This is a genomic window from Streptomyces sp. NPDC093795, from assembly GCF_044764665.1.
GTDB lineage: Bacteria > Actinomycetota > Actinomycetes > Streptomycetales > Streptomycetaceae > Streptomyces.
Map to the genome: position 1 here is coordinate 74,735 of NZ_JBIWIO010000004.1, position 16,003 is coordinate 90,737.

Sequence of the window (16,003 nt, forward strand, 5' to 3'; positions counted from 1 at the left end):
GACTCGCTCCCCGGGGGGACCGTCATGACGACCGGATTCTTCAGCTCCGTCGACGATGTCGCGGATCGACTCGCCACGACCGGCTATCTGGCGTCGCCCGCCGTCGCCACCACCGTGTTCCTCGCCGACCGGCTCGGCAAGCCGCTGCTCGTCGAGGGCCCGGCCGGCGTCGGCAAGACGGAGCTCGCCAAGGCCGTGACCGAGGTGACGGACGCCCGACTGGTCCGGCTCCAGTGCTACGAGGGCGTCGACGAGTCCCGCGCGCTCTACGAGTGGAACCACGCCAAGCAACTGCTGCGGATCACCGCCGGCCGGGGCGAGACCTGGGACGAGACGCGGACGGACATCTTCGGCGAGGAGTTCCTGCTCCCCCGGCCGCTGCTCACCGCGATCCGCTCCGAGCAGCCGACCGTGCTCCTGATCGACGAGACCGACAAGGCGGACGTGGAGGTGGAGGGCCTGCTCCTGGAGGTCCTCAGCGACTTCCAGATCACCGTGCCCGAGCTCGGCACGATCACGGCGACCCGGCGGCCCTTCACCGTGCTCACCTCGAACGCGAGCCGCGAGCTGTCCGAGGCGCTGCGCCGACGCTGTCTCTTCCTGCACATCGGCTTCCCCGAGGAGGAGCTGGAGCGCCGGATCGTCACGCTCAAGGTCCCGGGCCTCGACGCCGCGCTCGCCGCGTCCGTGGTGCGGGTCGTGGGGGCGCTGCGGGCGATGGACCTGCGCAAGGTGCCGTCCGTCTCGGAGACGATCGACTGGGCCCGCACGCTGCTCGCGCTCGGCGCGGACCGGCTGGACGAGCGGATCGTACGGGAGACCCTGGGCGTCCTCCTCAAGCACCAGGAGGACATCGTGAAGGCCGGCGCCAAGCTCGACCTGGACGTGGTGTGAGCCAGGCGGCCGTCGCGCGGCTCACGGGTCTGGTGGGCGCGCTGCGGGCCCACGGCTTCGGGATCGGGACGGGCGAGACCGTGGACGCCGGACAGGCTCTTGAGGCGGTGGGCTTCACGGACCGCGAGCGGGTACGGGAGGCGCTGGCGGCGACCCTGTTGCACGGGGAGGGGCAGCGCCCGGTGTTCGACCGGGTCTTCGACCTGTACTTCCCGCTCGGCCGCACCGGGGCGGCGGAGGCGTACGACAGCACCCCGGGAGGCCTCGCCGCGCTCCGCGAGCGGATCGCGGAGGCCCTCACCGCCGGTGACGATGCGGCTATGGACCGGCTCGCCGCCGAGGCGGTGGGTGGTTTCGGCGGCTACGGTTCCGGCCCCGGGTCGGACGGCTGGTCCTCGTACCAGACACTCTCCCGGCTGCGCCCGGAGACGCTGCTCGCCCGGGTGCGGGAGCGGCTCGGGACGGCCGTCGGCGCGGAGGATCCCGAGTTCACCGAGCGGCTGATCGACGACGAGATCCGGCGGCGGATCGAGGCGTTCCGCGAGCGGGTGCGGACCGAGGCGCGGCGGCGCGTCGCCGAACGGCAGGGAAGGGATCCGGTCGCGCGCCGAGCGGTCGCGGGGACGGCGGACACCGTGGACTTCCTCCTCGCCGGGCGGTCGCAGCTGGACGAGCTGCGGCGTACGGTACGGCCGCTGGCGCGGAAGCTGGCCACCCGGCTCGCGGCCCGGCGGCGCCGGGCGGCGCGCGGGGAGATCGATCTGCGGCGGACGCTGCGCCGGTCGCTCTCGACCGGGGGCGTGCCGATGCGCCCGGTGCTTCGACGGCGCCGTCCCCGGCGGCCCGAGCTTGTCCTGCTGTGCGACGTCTCGGGGTCGGTGGCGGGTTTCGCCCAGTTCACGATGCTGCTCGTGCAGGCCCTGCACGAGCAGTTCAGCCGGGTGCGGGTGTTCGCCTTCGTCAACCGCGTGGACGAGGTGACGCGGCTGGTCGCCGGGGGCGCGGCGGACCCGGCGGGGCTCGGCGAGCGGATCCTCGCGGAGGCGGAGCTGACCGGCTGGCACGGGCAGAGCGACTACGGGACGGCGCTCGGCGAGTTCGCCGACCGGTACGCGGAGGCCGTCGGGCCACGCACGGTCGTCTTCGTCCTCGGCGACGCCCGCACCAACGGCTCCGACCCGAACCTCTCGGCGCTGAAACGGATCGCGGACCGGGCCCGGCGGGTCCACTGGCTCAACCCCGAGCAGCCCTCCCTGTGGGGTACGGGAGACTCGGCGGCCCCGGCCTACGCCGCTCTCGTCGAGATGCGCCCGTGCCGGAACGCCCGCCAGCTGGGGGCGCTGATCGGGCGTCTGCTGCCGGTCTGAGAGCGGGAACGCGGGCGCGGGCACAGCCGCGGGGGCACCCTGACATGCGCAGCGGTTGTACGGCGGGCAGGTGCTCGAACTAGCGTGGCCCCCATGGAACTCTTGGGAGAGATCGCCGCCGACCGTCCTCTGCTCGTCCTCGCCGTCAAGGAGGAGGCGCAGTTCCTGGACACGGACCTGCCGGTGCTCCTGACCGGCATGGGCAAGGTGAACGCGGCGACCGCGCTCGCGACCGTCCTCGGCAGGGGGCCCCGGCCGTCGGGGATCGTGAACCTGGGGACGGCCGGAGCCCTGCGGCCCGGCTGGACCGGGACGCATGTGGTCGGCACCGTGGTGCAGCACGACCTCGACGGCGAGCTGCTCGCCACGCTGACCGGCGAGACGTACGGTGCGCCGCTGTCGCTGCCCGACGGCGGAGACGTGGTCCTGGCCACCGGGGACGCGTTCATCTCGGACGAGGCGGCCCGGGCCCGGCTCGCGGAGCGGGCGCCGCTGGTCGACATGGAGGGGTACGCGCTCGCGGTGGCCGCGGAGCTCGCCGGGGTGCCGCTGCGCATGGTGAAGCACGTCAGTGACGAGGCCGGTGACGGTGCCGCGCGCACCTGGCGGGAATCGGTCGCCGAGTGCGCGCGGGCGCTTGCCGTGTGGGCGGAGGCGAACACGCCGTACCGCTCCTGAGGACCGTGGGCCCCCGGTCTGTCAGCGGTGCTGGAAGTGGACCTCCGGGTTCGTCGGGGAGGGCCCGTCGAGCAGGGGACGCGGGAGTCCGCGGAGGTGCTGGTCGAAGAAGGCGGCCACGTACGTCCGGGTGACGGCGACGGCGCGGTCGACGGGCAGTTCGGGCTGCGGCAGACCGAAGTGACGCTTGATCACGGGTCCGTCGCTGAAGGTGAAGTGGTCGGATCCGGCCACCGTGATCCACCGCTTCCACCCGTCGAGCACCGGCCACGCACGGTCCCAGCTGGTGTCGATCCCTCCGGGCAGATGCATGGCGTCGTGCGTCCCGAGCATCATGAACGGGCGGCCCCGCAAGCCCTCCGCGGGGAGGTCCGGCCAGAAGGACCCGTCCATGTTGACGCCGGCGTCGACGCGCGGATCGGCCACCATCGTGGTGGCCGCGCTCGCCCCGCCGATGGAGTGCCCCGCCATGCCGATCCGGCGGGCGTCGATCATGCCGGCGTGCCGCCAGGCGGGCCGGGGCCCGGTGAGCCGGTCCAGGACGTACCGCGTGTCGGCGGCGCGGGTCGAGGTGACCACGCTCTCGGGGACTCCGCCCTCGTCCACGGCGGTACAGGCGACGCAGGTGAGGGTGCGGCCGCCGGGGAGGCTGATCCCGTAGGACTCGTAGGCGTGGTCGACGGAGGCGACGACGTAGCCGCGGGAGGCGAGGTCCTCGGCGAGGTGGGTGAGCGTCCAGCGGGAGACGCTGAAGCCCGGCGAGAGCACGACCAGGGGGTGGCGGCCGGGCGCGGGACGCGCGTCGGTCCTGCTGTGGGTGCGTGTCCGGGCGAGTACGTCGCCGGAGACGGCGGGTCCCAGCTGTTCGGCGAGCAGCCGCGCCTCCTCCGGGGTGGCGTACGGGGCGGGTCGGCCGCCTCCGGCGCGTGCGGCCGGGTAGTGGAGCGTGACCATGAGCGCACGTCCGTCGGCGGTGGGGACCCACGGGTCGGTGCGGGACCGGTCGACGAACGGCAGGACGGTACTGCCGATGGGGTACGGCCCGGTGGGGGCGGGAAGCTCGGCCCGTGTGACGGCCGACGCCGGCGGTACGGCCGACGCGAGGGGTACGACGGGGGTCGCGGCGACGGCTGTCGCGGGGGCCGCCGTCGCGGGGCCCGCTGTGACGAGCGCGGCGGGTAAGGCGAGGGAACAGGCGAGGAGAGCGGCCGCTGCCGCCCTGGTGATTCGGGTCATGAGGGCACGCTAGGGCGGGTGGGCCGGTCGAGGCGTCCTGCTGGGGGCCCATGTTCCGTCAGACCGGGGGCTGACGCGGGGGTGGAGTGCGCGCCCGGCATCAGCCCCTGGTCCGATGCGGGGTGCGCGCGCCCGGCCAGGCGCGCGCACCCGTCCGCCGTCCGGCTGCCGGAGGTCAGCCGAGCGGCAGTTCCAGGAAGGACGGTTCGCCGTCCGGGGAGCTGATCACGGTCTGCGTCCAGGTGACGGAGGCGTCGCCGTACAGCGGGTCCTTGCTGTCCACGACCAGCATCAGCCGGTGGCCCGGGGCGATGTCGTACGCGGCCGCCTGGAGCTTCCAGGTGACGGTGGTGTCCTGCTCGGGCGTCAGGCCGTACACGTTGAGCGGCTCATGGGTGATGATCCGGGCCGTGTCGTCCTCGGCGACGTCCAGGAGGTGGGCGTAGAGGCTCGCGGAGGTGGCGGTGGAGCGGACCGTGAGGCGCAGTCGGGGGATGCCGCGGACGCGGCGGCCGGCCGTCTGCTCCCCGCTGGACGGGACGAGCGGGTCGGTCGTCCACGCGACCGCGTGCCGACGGTCGATCTTGCGGGTGTCGTAGATCTTGGGATTGCCCTGCCACTCGGCCTGACCGGTCTTCATGATCGCGTCCATGGCGGTGGCCTCGGTGTCGACGCCCGCGAGGAACGCGCGCCGCCAGCCCGTCTCCTCCGTCCTGGGCGCTCCCCCGTCGGCGACCGGGTCGGTGGGGAGGAGCCGGCCGTCGGAGCCACCCGCGCCGTCGCCGGTGAGGCCGAACACCTCGGTGCCGCGGGTGACCTCGCTCCAGTCGGGGCTGGTCTCCCGGTGGGCGGGCGTGACGATCCGGTTCTCGCCCGTCGGCTCGCCGGTCTCCGGGTCCGTGACCGGCTCCGTCTCGTACGTGAACATCACCTGGTTGCAGACCTGGGGCCAGTCCTCGACCCCGTTGCGTTCGCCCTTGAGGTGGTGGTCGAGCCAGGCGTACGCCTCCGCCATGGGGAGGTTGACCTCGTCGGGCGTCGGGGGCGGGCCGATGAGCGCGGGGCCCTCGGGCGCGGCGTGGTCGCCGATCCACAGGTTGAGCCGCTTGGGCACGTCGAGGCCGTTGAAGGTCTCCAGGGTCTGGTTGACCGCGAAGAGGCTCTCGTGCCAGGTGTTGGAGAAGAAGGTGGGCGTGCCGTTGTCGTTGGTCAGGTCGAGGTACGACTCGGGGGCGCGCAGCCGACCCCACTCGACGACGGTGTCCAGGTTCCGGTCGGCCTGGAAGTCGGCGAGGATCCGCTGGTTGTCCTCGTCGAACTTGCTCTCCACCGGGCCGCCGGTGAGGGCGAGGAGGGCCTTCACGGCCGCGAGGTGGCGGGTGTCGTGGTCGTAGAGGCTGGTCGCGAGGTTGCCCCAGGTGCTGAGGGCGACGACGGCGGCGACCCGGTCGTCGTGGGCGGCGACGAGCTGGCTGATGCCGGAGCCGTAGGACTCGCCCATGAACCCGATGGTGCCCGGGGCGAAGTGGTCGACGGCGAAGTCGATGACGGCGGAGCCGTCCGCCCAGTCGTGGGGTCCCGCGACGTCGACGAAGCCGCTGGAGGTGGACGGCAGGCCGGGGATGCCGAGGCCCCGGGGGGTGTAGGCGAGGACGTGGTAGCCCTTGTGGGCGAGGACGAGGTACGACCAGAGGAACAGCGGCCAGCCGAAGGGGGTCCAGCCGGCCGGGACGACGACGAGCGGGTGCGGGCCGGGGCCGAGCTGCCGGAGGCTGAAGGCGGAGAGCCGGACGCCCTCCGTGGACGCCTCGATGCGGTGGTACGCGGGCAGGGCGAGGCCCCGTACCTCCCTGACGAACGCGGCGAGTTCGGGAGGGAGCAGCGCCTCGGGACTGTTGGCGGCGCTGGTGGTGCTGGTGCCGTCGGGGCTGGCGGTGCCGGCGGGCGTTTCGCTCAGGAGGGCGTTGGCGAGGGTCTGGCCGAACCGGACGGCGCCGGGGTCCACCGTCGCGTCGGCGGCCCAGAGGCCACGTCCCGCGATCCGGCTGGTCTCGGCGGCGGTCAGGCCCACCGTGACGTCGGGGAAGCCGGGAAAGTGTTCGGACGAGCCGGTGGTGAAGGGGTTCTCCTGGGGCACGTGCACCCGTTCCTCTCGACTGGACTGGTGACTGTCCGCGATGCGGACGGTCGCAAGCCTCACGTATGCGGGGACGAGGTACCAGAGCGCACGAACAGCGCACGTATCACACAACCCGTCAGGAACGACACAAGCCGCCCCGAAGTCGATGTTTGGTGACGAGCGGGACGGGTCAGCGGGCCTCGGGACTGTCCGGAAAGACCACGAGCAGGGCGGCCACGTCGTCGTCGAGGCCGTCGGCGCCGTAGTCGGCGAGGTCCTTGTGCAGGAGTTCCGGCAGCTCCCCGGCCGGTTCCGCCGCCCAGCGGCGCAGACGCGGTTCGAGCGGGTAGAAGGTGCCGGTCCGGTCGCGGGTCTCGCTGACCCCGTCGGTGTAGAGGAGCAGCCGGTCCCCGGGCCCGAAGGGGACCTCCTCGATGCGGTGCCGGGAGTCGGCGAGGCCCGCGAGGTTGACGGGCAGCGAGGGATCGGCGAAGTGCACGGCGTGGACGTCGGCGCAGTGCTGGAGCAGCGGGGCGGGGTGGCCGCAGCTGAGGAGCCGTGCGGTGTCCTCGTCGTCGGGGAGTTCGACGAGGACGACGGTGGCGAAGCGTTCGGCGGCGTCGGAGTCCGGGTCCCACGCTCCGTAGCGGGCGAGACCCTCGTCGAGCCGGTCGGCGAGGACCGCCAGGTCGGAGGCGTCGTTGACGGAGGCGCGGAAGGAACCGAGCAGGACGGAAGCGGTCTCGACGGCGCCGAGGCCCTTGCCCTGGACGTCGCCGAGCATGATCCGCACCGCGCCGGGGACCCGTACGGCCTCGTAGAAGTCGCCGCCGATCCTGGCCTTGGCGGCGGCAGCCACGTACAGCAGGTGCAGGTCGAAGCGGCCGAGGCGGGCGGGGAGCGGACGCAGCACGACCCGCTGCACCACCTCCGCGACGGCGGTGAGCTCCCGGAGGTCCTGCTCGTAGCGGGTACGGACCTGGCTGACCCAGGCCGCGGCCGCGGTGACGGCCGCGAGCACGGTTTCGCTCGCGACGAGTTCGGGGGCGAGCGGCTCCCCGCGGATGATGCTGAGCAGGACGCGGGCGGCCATCGCGAGCAGTCCGATGCCGATCGTCCCGCGCACGCTCCAGGTGACGGCGGCGAGCGCGGGCGCGGCGACGAGGAGGCGGTCGAACCGCTCCCGGTCGGGGGTGATCACGTCGGCGAGGAAGGTCAGGGCCAGGACCAGGAAGGGCAGTGCGCGACCGAGGTTGAACTGGGTGCGGGCCGCTGTGCCGGGACGGCCCCGGTGACCGTCGGGCATCTCATGATCGTACGCAGGATCGGCGACCGGGCCGGGGTGACGTCGGCCCCGGGCGTGTCCTGCGCCGGTCCGTGGCGGCGCCGGGCAGGGCGAGCGCGGCGGGGACGGCGAGCGCGGCGATCACGACGAGGGCCGGGAGGGCCGCGCCCGCGGCCGGGACGAATCCGCCGAGCGGGACGCGGGCGAGCAGCAGGGTCGCGACGGCGACTCCGAGGGCGGGTCCGACGTTCATCGCGGTCTGTTGGAGGCCGCCGGCGACTCCGGCGTGGGCCTCGGGGGCGCGGTGCACGACGACCGAGGTCGCGGTGACGAGCAGGGTGACGAACCCGGCGCCGAGCAGGGCGGCGGAGGTGCCGACGGAGACCGCGCCGGCCGTCGCGTCGAGCCGGGAGAGGAGCAGCACCCCGAGCGTGAGCAGGCCGGTGCCCGCCGTCGCCGTACGCCGGGGGCCGAACCGGCGCTGGAGCGGCGGGCAGAGGGGCGCGCCGAGCACCATGAGGACGGCGAGCGGCAGGACGCGCAGCGCGCAGCCGAGGGGGTCGAGCCCCTGGACGTCCTGGAGGAAGTACGTCGCCACGAAGAGCGAGCCGAACAGGGCGGCCGAGGCCGCGAGGAGGACGGCGAGGCCCGCGACGACGGGCACGCTCCGGAGCAGCTCCGGTGGCAGGAGGGGGCGCGCGGCGCGGCGTTCGTGCCGGACGAGGGCGGCCGCGGCGGCGGCGGCCCCGGCACAGGCGAGCGCGCCGGCCCTCGCGCCTCCCGGCCGGGCCGCTTCGACGAGGCCGTTCACGAGCAGCCCCAGCGCGGCGGCGAGCAGCAGCGCCCCGAGCGGGTCGAGGGCGTCCCGTTCCACGTGACGTTCAGCGTGACGTCGAGCTTCACCCTCCACCTGACGTTCAGTGTCTCGTTCGCCGGTGGCGAGGGCGAGCAGGCCGATCGCGAGGGTCGGGGGTACGCCGAGGAGGAAGACCGAGCGCCAGCCGTACGCGGAGACCAGCGCGCCGCCGACGAGCGGTCCGGCGGCGGCGGCGAGTCCGATGGCGGCGGTGCGCACGGCGATGGGCGTTCCGAGCCGCTCCGGCGGGTACGCGGTCTGGAGCATGCCGAGGGTGGCGGGCTGGAGGAGCGCCCCGCACACGCCCTGGAGGACGCGCAGCGCGATGACCGCGCCGATGCCGGGGGCCAGCGCGATGCCGGTGGAGGCGGCGGCGAAGCCGAGGGCTCCGACGGCGAAGACCCGGCGGTGGCCGTAGCGGTCACCGAGCCGGCCGGCGAAGACCAGGAGGCTCGCGACGGCGATCAGATAGCCGGTGCTGGTCCACTGGACCTGGTCGAGGCCGGCGTGCAGATCGCGCTGGAGGGCGGGCTGGGCGACGGTGAGCACGGTGCCGTCGAGGGCGACGACGGCGGCGCCGACGACGCTGCACGCGAGGACAGGGGCGCGGCGGGAGGTCACGGGGCGGGCTCCACGGGCCCGAAGTTGGTGTCGAGGAGCGGGGCGGGCTCCACGGGCCCGATATACGAGGCGGGCTCCATAGGCCCGAGGTGGGCGTCGAGGGCGGTGGCGAGGAGCGGGGCCGGGTCCGCGCCGCCGGTCGCGAGCGGGAGGCTGCCCCAGTGCCAGAGCTGGGCGATGCCGTGGAGGTTGGCCCAGAGCGCGCCCGCGACGACGACGGGGTCGGCGCCGGGGCGGACGCGGGCGACGAGCCCGGTGAGGTGGGCGAAGAGCGGCAGGCTCGTCTCGCGCAGTCCCAGCCGGCCGCTCTCCAGGAGGTCATGGCGGAACATCAGCTCGTACATGCCGCGCCGGGCGCCCGCGTAGTCGAGGTACACGCGGCCGATGACCGCGATCCGTTCGCGCGGTGCGGCGGTCTCCCGGTCCTCGGCGGCGAGGCGGGCGGCCAGTTCGGCGAAGCCCTGGCGGGCGATGGCCGACAGGAGGTCGAGATGGGTCGGGAAGTGGCGGCGGGGCGCTCCGTGGGAGACACCGGCGCGTCGGGCGATCTCGCGCAGGGAGAGAGCCTGGGCCCCTTCGGCGTCCACGAGCTCGACGCCGACCCGGACGAGCCGGGCCCGCAGCCCGCCGCCGTCACGGTCGCCCACACCTTCATGACCGTCGCGGCGGTCGTCCTCGCCGTCGTACGTCTCGGGTTCGTCATGCATAGACACTGTCTACCAAGATCGAGTAGACGGTGTCTACTCACTCGTGCGCCCTCGTCGGTTACACTGAGGAACAGCGAAGGGGAGTAGCCCCGCAAACCGGTCGTCGACATACTGGAGCCCCCGGGTTCCCGGTGACCGGGTCCGCGTTCGGCGCGGACGGGCGAGACCTTCGGCCAGGCATCAACCGCGTCCGCGCTTCCGTGGGCGTGGTCCGTCATGCCGGGCCGAGTGGTCCTCCCGTCGCCCACCGAGGCGCCGTGCCGAGTCCACGGGCCCGGACCGAGCAGAGAGCCCCGGTATGCACCTCGACCCCTTGGCGATCCTCACCGCCTTCGGGCTGATCTTCCTCGCCGAGCTTCCCGACAAGACGATGTTCGCGTCCCTCGCCATGGGCACGCGCATGCGTCCGCTGTACGTGTGGATCGGCACCTCCACAGCCTTCCTCGCCCATGTCGCCATCGCCGTGGGAGCCGGCAGTCTGCTCGGGCTGCTCCCCGGCTGGTCCGTGAAGCTCGTCTCGGCCCTGCTGTTCGGCTTCGGCGCGTTCATGCTGCTGCGCGGCGGGGGCGACGACGACGAGGCCGACGCGGGCGGGCGGACGGTGACCGGCTTCTGGCCCGTCTTCTCCACCGCCTTCATGGCCGTCTTCATCAGCGAGTGGGGTGACCTCACCCAGATCACCACCGCCAACCTGGCCGCCACCAACGGCACCTGGTCGACGGCGATCGGCTCCCTCGCGGCCCTGATGAGCGTCTCCGCGCTCGCCCTGGTCGCGGGCAGGTTCATCGCCAAGCGGGTGCCGCTCAAGACCGTGCAGCGCATCGGCGGTGTCTGCATGGCCGGCCTCGCGATCTGGTCGCTGACCGAGGTCTTCACCGGCTGACACCGGGCCACGGACCGACGACTCGCGCGCCCTCACCCTCCTGGGGTGGGGGCTTGCGCCGTTCACGCCCCCGCCGCGAACCCTTGTTGAAGCAGTGAATCACTGCTTCACTTCTTCCATGCCCTACCGCCGTACCCCCGCCGTCCAGGCCCGGCTCGACGCCCAGCGCCTCGCCGTCGTCGACGCGGCCCGAGAACTGCTGGCCGAGCAGGGCTACGCGGGCTGCTCGGTGGCGGCCGTGGCCGCCCGCGCCGGAATCGCCACGGGCAGCGTGTACCGCCACTTCCCCAGCAAGGCCGCGCTCTCCGTGGAGCTGTTCCGGACCGTGGTGAGCAGGGAGGTCGCGGCCGTCTCCGAGGCGGCCGGGCAGCCCGGCCACCGTTCGGCCGCCGAGCGGGTGGTCGCCGTCGTCGAGACCTTCGCGCTGCGCGCCCTGAAGTCGCCGCGCCTCGCCTACGCGCTGCTCGCCGAACCGGTCGATCCGGCCGTGGACGCCGAGCGGCTGGTCTTCCGGCGCGCGTTCCGGGACGTGTTCGCCTCGCGCGTCGAGGAGGGCGTGCGCTCCGGCGAGCTGCCGCCCCAGGACCCGGTCCTTACGGCGTCGGCGCTCGTCGGCGCGGGCGCGGAGGCGCTCGTCGGCCCGCTGGCGGAGGGGTCCGTCGGACCCGGCACCGTACCCGCCCTCGTCACCTTCACCCTGCGAGCACTGGGAGTTCCCGATGCCGACCACGCATGAGGTCACCAACCAGGTACCGCCCCTGACCGGCTACGACGTCTCCGCGGATCCCGCGCTCCTGGGGGCGCTGCGCCGGGAGGGCGCCGGCTGGGCCGAGGCCGAGGTCCGCGAGCTCGGGGTGCGGGCCGGTGGCGCACAGGCCCAGGAGTGGGGCCGGCTGGCCGAGCGACACTCCCCCGTCCTGCACACCCACGACCGGTACGGGCACCGCGTCGACGAGGTCGAGTTCCACCCGTACTGGCACGAGTTGATGGACGTGGCCGTCCGGCACGGGCTGCACGGCGCTCCCTGGCGCGACGAGCGGCCGGGCGCGCACGTGGCCCGCGCGGCGAAGGTCTTCGTGTGGGGGCAGGTCGACGCGGGACACCTGTGCCCGGTCTCCATGACGTACGCGGCGGTGCCGGCGCTGCGCGTCCAGCCGGAGCTCGCCGAGGTGTACGAGCCGCTGCTCACGTCCCGGTCGTACGACTTCGGGCTGCGGGTGCCGACGGAGAAGCGCGGGATCATCGCCGGGATGTCGATGACGGAGAAGCAGGGCGGTTCGGACGTCCGGGCGAACGCGACCCGGGCGGTCCCGGCGGGTGAGCCCGGCCTGTACGCGCTGACCGGCCACAAGTGGTTCACCTCGGCGCCGATGTCGGACGTCTTCCTCACCCTGGCACAGGCGCCGGGCGGTCTGTCCTGCTTCCTCGTGCCCCGGGTGCTGCCGGACGGCAGCCGCAACGCGATCCGCCTCCAGCGTCTCAAGGACAAGCTGGGCAACCGGTCCAACGCCTCCTCCGAGATCGAGTACGAGGGTGCCCTCGGCCGGCTCGTCGGCGAGGAGGGGCGCGGGGTGGCGACCATCATTCGGATGGTCAACATGACGCGGCTCGACTGCGCCATCAGCTCGGCGTCCGGGATGCGTCTGGGGCTCGTACAGGCGGTCCACCACGCCACGCACCGGGAGGCGTTCGGGGCGCGGCTCGTCGACCAGCCCCTGATGCGGAACGTGCTCGCCGACCTGGCGGTGGAGGCGGAGGCGGCCACGGCGGCGGCGCTGCGTCTCGCCGGGGCGGTGGACCGGGCTGCGCGTGGCGACGCGGAGGAGGAGCAGCTGCGGCGGCTCGGTCTCGCGGTCACCAAGTACTGGGTGTGCAAGCGGGCGCCGGCGCACGCGGCGGAGGCCCTCGAATGCCTGGGCGGCAACGGCTACGTGGAGGACTCGGGCCTTCCGAGGCTCTACCGCGAGTCGCCGCTGCCCTCCGTCTGGGAGGGCTCCGGGAACGTCGCCGCCCTCGACGTGCTGCGGGCGATGGGCCGTCAGCCTCAGGCGGTGGAGGCGTACTTCGCGGAGGTCGACCGGGGCGCGGGCGCCGACCGGCGTCTGGACACGGCGGTCGCGGCCCTGCGCAAGGACCTCGCGGGGCTCGGCGACCCGGACGCGATGGCGTACGGGGCCCGGCGGCTCGTCGAACGGCTCGCCCTCGTCCTCCAGGGCTCGCTGCTCGTACGGCACGGGCATCCGGCGGTGGCGGACGCGTTCTGCGCCTCACGGCTCGACGGCGACCGCGGCCTCGCCTTCGGCACACTGCCGACCGGGGTGGACACGGCGGCGATCATCGCGAGGAGCGGCCCGGGCGCGGGCTGAGCGGCGCGGGCTGAGCGGCGCGGGCGCGGGCAAAGGGTCCGAGCGGCGCGGGCGCAAGCCGAGCGGCCCGGTCCGCCCCAGGGGCCGTCCGGCGGATCAGATGCAGGGGGCTTCCCTCCCGGACGGTACTTCACCCGGGTGCGGGGCAACCGGCCGCATGTCGTGGGCCACGCAGGCGATCCCCTGGGCACGGCTGCCGCCGCCCCGGGGCGGTGTGCCGTCATGTTCGTCTGGCGCCACGCTTTCCGGCGCCTCTCGTGCCCCGCCCAAGGAGACGTCCATGTTCCGACTGCCTCGGCTGGCCGCCACGGCCACGGCTGCCGCCGCCCTCACCGTGTTCGTCGCGGGTTCCCCCGCGATCGGTGGACCACCGGTGCCCGACCCACACGTCGTCGCCCGCTTCGACTACGCCCTCGGGCAGACTCCGGAGAACATCGCCCTCGATCCCGACGGCTCCGCGAACCTGACCCTGTCCTTCGCCCGTCAGGTCGTCAACGTCGACACACAGGGGACCAGACGGACCCTCGCGACCCTGCCCGCCGTGGCGAACCCGAACACACCCGTCATCGGTGCGGCCGCCGCCCTGGGTATCGCGCGCGCCGACGACGGGACCCTCTACGTCACGTACGCCACCGGAACGAGCGAGACCGGCATCTGGCGCATCCCGCCCGGCGGCGGCGCGCCCGTCCAGATCGTGCGGCTGCCGGCCGACGGCTTCCCCAACGGCATCGCCCTCGACGAGGAGTGCGACGTGCTCTATGTCGCCGACTCGGTCCGCGGAACCGTGTGGAGCGCCCCGCGGGAGGGCGGCACGCCCACGGCCTGGGCCACGGGAACCGTGCTCCAGCCCCTGCCCGCTCCCGACGGCTCCGGCGTCGGCGCCAACGGCATCAAGGTCCACAACGGCGCCGTGTGGGTGTCCAACACCGACCGGAAGACGCTTCTGCGCGTCCCCGTACGCGACGACAAGAGCGCCGGGGTGATCGAGACCAGGGCCGAGGGGCTGAACTGGATCGACGACTTCGCCTTCACCGGGCGCGGCGACACCGTGCTCGCCGCCCTGATCATGGACCGCGAGGTCGCTCTCGTACGCCCCGACGGCTCCCGCGAGACCGTCCTCACCCGGCAGGACGGGCTCTCCAACCCGACCTCCGTGGCGGTGCGCGGCAAGAGCGTGTACGTCCCTAGCGCCTCCTACTTCACCACCGTGAAGGAACCGAACCTCCTCCTCGCCCAGTTCCGCAAGCTCCACAGCCAGAGCACGTCCTGATGGGAGCGACCCCTGCGGGTCGCGGACTCACCGGGGCGCCGGGTCCAGCCAGGGCCGCCAGTACGGGGCCTCCACCCTCGTCCGTATCGTCGTCACCGGCGAGCAGACGCACGGGTCCACGCCCTGGGAGGGCATCGACCCGATGCCCGCCGTCGGCGCGGTCCTGACGGGCATCGGCCGGCTGTACCGGCAGGTCTCCGCCTTCGACCCGGTCACGGTGTCGATCGGGCACATCGAGGACGTCGGCCGCTTCAGCATCGTGGGGCAGACGGTGACGCTGTGGGGCACGGTCCGCTGCGCCGTGGAGTCCGACATGGCGCGGGTCCAGCGGCGGCTGGCGACCCTCGCGGAGCACTCGGCCGCGGCGTACGGGGCGACGGCGACCGTGGAGTACCTGCAGTCCGTGCCACCCGTGCACAACAGCGGCCCGTGGGTCCAGGCGGGACTGCCGACCTTCCGCCGGGTCGTGGGCGAGGAGCGGGTGGTCGAGACGGGCGGGACGCTCGGGTACGACGACGTCTCCGAGTTCGTGAGCCGGTTCGGCGGCCTGTACGTGATGCTCGGCGTCCAGGACGCGACGCTGGACGCGGCCGGCCGGCCGGTGCCCGCACCGGGCGGTCGTGGTCTGGTGACCAACCACAACCCTCGCTTCTACGCGGACGACGACACCCTCGTCACCGGCGTCCGGCTCCACGCGCACGTGGCGTACGACCATCTGACGGGGGCGCTCGTGCCGCGTGGCGGCGGTTGACCGGCGGCCCGTCAGGCCCGCCGGGTGCCGACCGCCGTCACGAAGGCCCTGAGCAGGGCGGAGTCGGCGGCGGTGGGCCAGACCAGGCCGTATTCGAGGGGCGGGGCGTCGCGCAGGGGGACGTAGGCGACGCCGGGGCGGGGGTGGTAGCGGGCGCCGCGCGCGGCACCGGGGGCGACGCCCCGGCCCGCCGTGACGTGGGAGAGGACCTCCTGCCAGGTGGCGGCGACCGGGCCCCGCCCGATGGGCGCTCCGGACGGGGTGCGCGGGGGGTAGTGGTGGTCGAGCCAGTGGCGGGCGTTCGCGCCGCCGGTGGTGATCAGGGGCAGCCCGGCGAGGTCGTCGAGGCCGAGGGACGGGCGGCCGGCCAGGGGGTGGGCGGCGGGCAGCAGCAGGGCCCGGTCGTCGCGGACGACGGCGGGGCCGGTGGTGAGTTCCGGCTCGCGCACGGGGAAGGCGGTGAGTTGGATGTCGAGTTCGCCGTCCTTGAGGGGCCGGACGCCGCCGTCGAGGGGGACCTCGTGGAGGGTGATCTCGCAGCCGGGATGCCGGGTGAGGAAGGTGTCGGCGGCGGCCGTCAGCAGTTCGCCGCCCCAGGGGGTGCCGAAGCCGGTGCGCAGCCGGCCGTGCAATCCGCGTCCGGCCTCGATGGCGCGTTCCATGGCCGCGCGGAGCTGCTGGTGGGCGGGGCGGAGGTCCTCGTACAGGCGTCGGCCGACCGGGGTGAGCCGGACACTGCGGCTCGTACGCGCGAAGAGCGGCGTGCCGATACGACGCTCCAGCTTCTTGACGGTCTGGCTGACCCGGCCGGTGGAGACGCCGAGGCGCTCGCCGGTGCGCCCGAAGTGGAGCTCCTCGGCGAGCGTGAGGAACGTCTCCAGTTCGTGGCGTTCGAGCATCCGGCCCCTCCTGATCCTTCACGATCTCTCGCGATCGTTGAGTCTGGCTCAACGTCGGTTTCATGATGACA

14 protein-coding genes are annotated in these 16,003 nt (G+C 73.8%); 8 read left to right on the plus strand and 6 right to left on the minus strand.

Annotation, left to right across the window (positions count from 1 at the left end):
- The first annotated feature begins 24 nt into the window (after nt 1-24).
- From ACIRB7_RS12610 to ACIRB7_RS12620, 3 genes are all read left to right on the plus strand, one after another.
- Entirely contained in the window at nt 25-894 is an 870-nt protein-coding gene (locus ACIRB7_RS12610; protein ID WP_403596421.1) for an AAA family ATPase, read from the plus strand.
- Entirely contained in the window at nt 891-2,261 is a 1,371-nt protein-coding gene (locus ACIRB7_RS12615; protein WP_403596424.1) for a VWA domain-containing protein, read from the plus strand. Before ACIRB7_RS12610 ends, ACIRB7_RS12615 begins: the two co-directional genes overlap by 4 nt.
- Nucleotides 2,262-2,354: 93 nt before the next feature.
- Entirely contained in the window at nt 2,355-2,939 is a 585-nt protein-coding gene (locus ACIRB7_RS12620; RefSeq protein WP_403596427.1) for a nucleosidase, read from the plus strand.
- A 21-nt stretch (nt 2,940-2,960) separates the two neighbouring features.
- On the opposite strand, the gene ACIRB7_RS12625 is transcribed toward ACIRB7_RS12620, so the two are convergent.
- From ACIRB7_RS12625 to ACIRB7_RS12645, 5 genes are all read right to left on the minus strand, one after another.
- Nucleotides 2,961-4,175: an alpha/beta hydrolase family protein gene (locus tag ACIRB7_RS12625; protein ID WP_403596430.1), complete on the minus strand. Its 1,215-nt coding sequence runs from the start codon at nt 4,173-4,175 to the stop codon at nt 2,961-2,963.
- A 175-nt stretch (nt 4,176-4,350) separates the two neighbouring features.
- Nucleotides 4,351-6,312: an alpha/beta fold hydrolase gene (locus ACIRB7_RS12630; RefSeq protein WP_403596433.1), complete on the minus strand. Its 1,962-nt coding sequence runs from the start codon at nt 6,310-6,312 to the stop codon at nt 4,351-4,353.
- A 172-nt stretch (nt 6,313-6,484) separates the two neighbouring features.
- Nucleotides 6,485-7,600, minus strand: coding sequence for a PP2C family protein-serine/threonine phosphatase (locus tag ACIRB7_RS12635; RefSeq protein ID WP_403596436.1), 1,116 nt, complete (start codon nt 7,598-7,600; stop codon nt 6,485-6,487).
- Between the two features lies 1 nt (nt 7,601).
- Nucleotides 7,602-9,056, minus strand: a complete 1,455-nt coding sequence (locus ACIRB7_RS12640) for an MFS transporter (protein ID WP_403596439.1) — start codon at nt 9,054-9,056, stop codon at nt 7,602-7,604.
- On the minus strand, nt 9,053-9,763 hold the full coding sequence (locus tag ACIRB7_RS12645) for a TetR/AcrR family transcriptional regulator (RefSeq protein WP_403596442.1): 711 nt from the start codon (nt 9,761-9,763) through the stop codon (nt 9,053-9,055). The genes ACIRB7_RS12640 and ACIRB7_RS12645 overlap by 4 nt, the downstream gene beginning before the upstream one ends.
- 298 nt (nt 9,764-10,061) lie before the next feature.
- On the opposite strand from ACIRB7_RS12645, the gene ACIRB7_RS12650 reads away from it, so the two are divergent.
- The 5 genes from ACIRB7_RS12650 to ACIRB7_RS12670 all read left to right on the plus strand — a co-directional run bounded on the left by ACIRB7_RS12650 (nt 10,062) and on the right by ACIRB7_RS12670 (nt 15,033).
- Nucleotides 10,062-10,646 carry a TMEM165/GDT1 family protein gene (locus ACIRB7_RS12650; protein WP_403596445.1) on the plus strand — a complete coding sequence of 195 codons (585 nt, stop codon included), beginning with the start codon at nt 10,062-10,064 and terminating at the stop codon, nt 10,644-10,646.
- 118 nt (nt 10,647-10,764) lie between these two features.
- Entirely contained in the window at nt 10,765-11,382 is a 618-nt protein-coding gene (locus ACIRB7_RS12655; RefSeq protein ID WP_403596448.1) for a TetR/AcrR family transcriptional regulator, read from the plus strand.
- Nucleotides 11,366-13,012: an acyl-CoA dehydrogenase family protein gene (locus ACIRB7_RS12660; protein WP_403596451.1), complete on the plus strand. Its 1,647-nt coding sequence runs from the start codon at nt 11,366-11,368 to the stop codon at nt 13,010-13,012. The genes ACIRB7_RS12655 and ACIRB7_RS12660 overlap by 17 nt, the downstream gene beginning before the upstream one ends.
- Nucleotides 13,013-13,292: 280 nt before the next feature.
- The gene (locus tag ACIRB7_RS12665; RefSeq protein ID WP_403596454.1) at nt 13,293-14,282 is read left to right on the plus strand and encodes a hypothetical protein; all 990 of its coding nucleotides are present in this window, start codon (nt 13,293-13,295) and stop codon (nt 14,280-14,282) included.
- Between the two features lie 85 nt (nt 14,283-14,367).
- The gene (locus ACIRB7_RS12670) at nt 14,368-15,033 is read left to right on the plus strand and encodes a hypothetical protein (protein WP_403597652.1); all 666 of its coding nucleotides are present in this window, start codon (nt 14,368-14,370) and stop codon (nt 15,031-15,033) included.
- A gap of 11 nt (nt 15,034-15,044) precedes the next feature.
- On the opposite strand, the gene ACIRB7_RS12675 is transcribed toward ACIRB7_RS12670, so the two are convergent.
- Nucleotides 15,045-15,932 (minus strand): LysR family transcriptional regulator, encoded by an 888-nt coding sequence (locus tag ACIRB7_RS12675; protein WP_403596457.1) that lies wholly within the window; start codon nt 15,930-15,932, stop codon nt 15,045-15,047.
- Nucleotides 15,933-16,003: the final 71 nt, after the last annotated feature.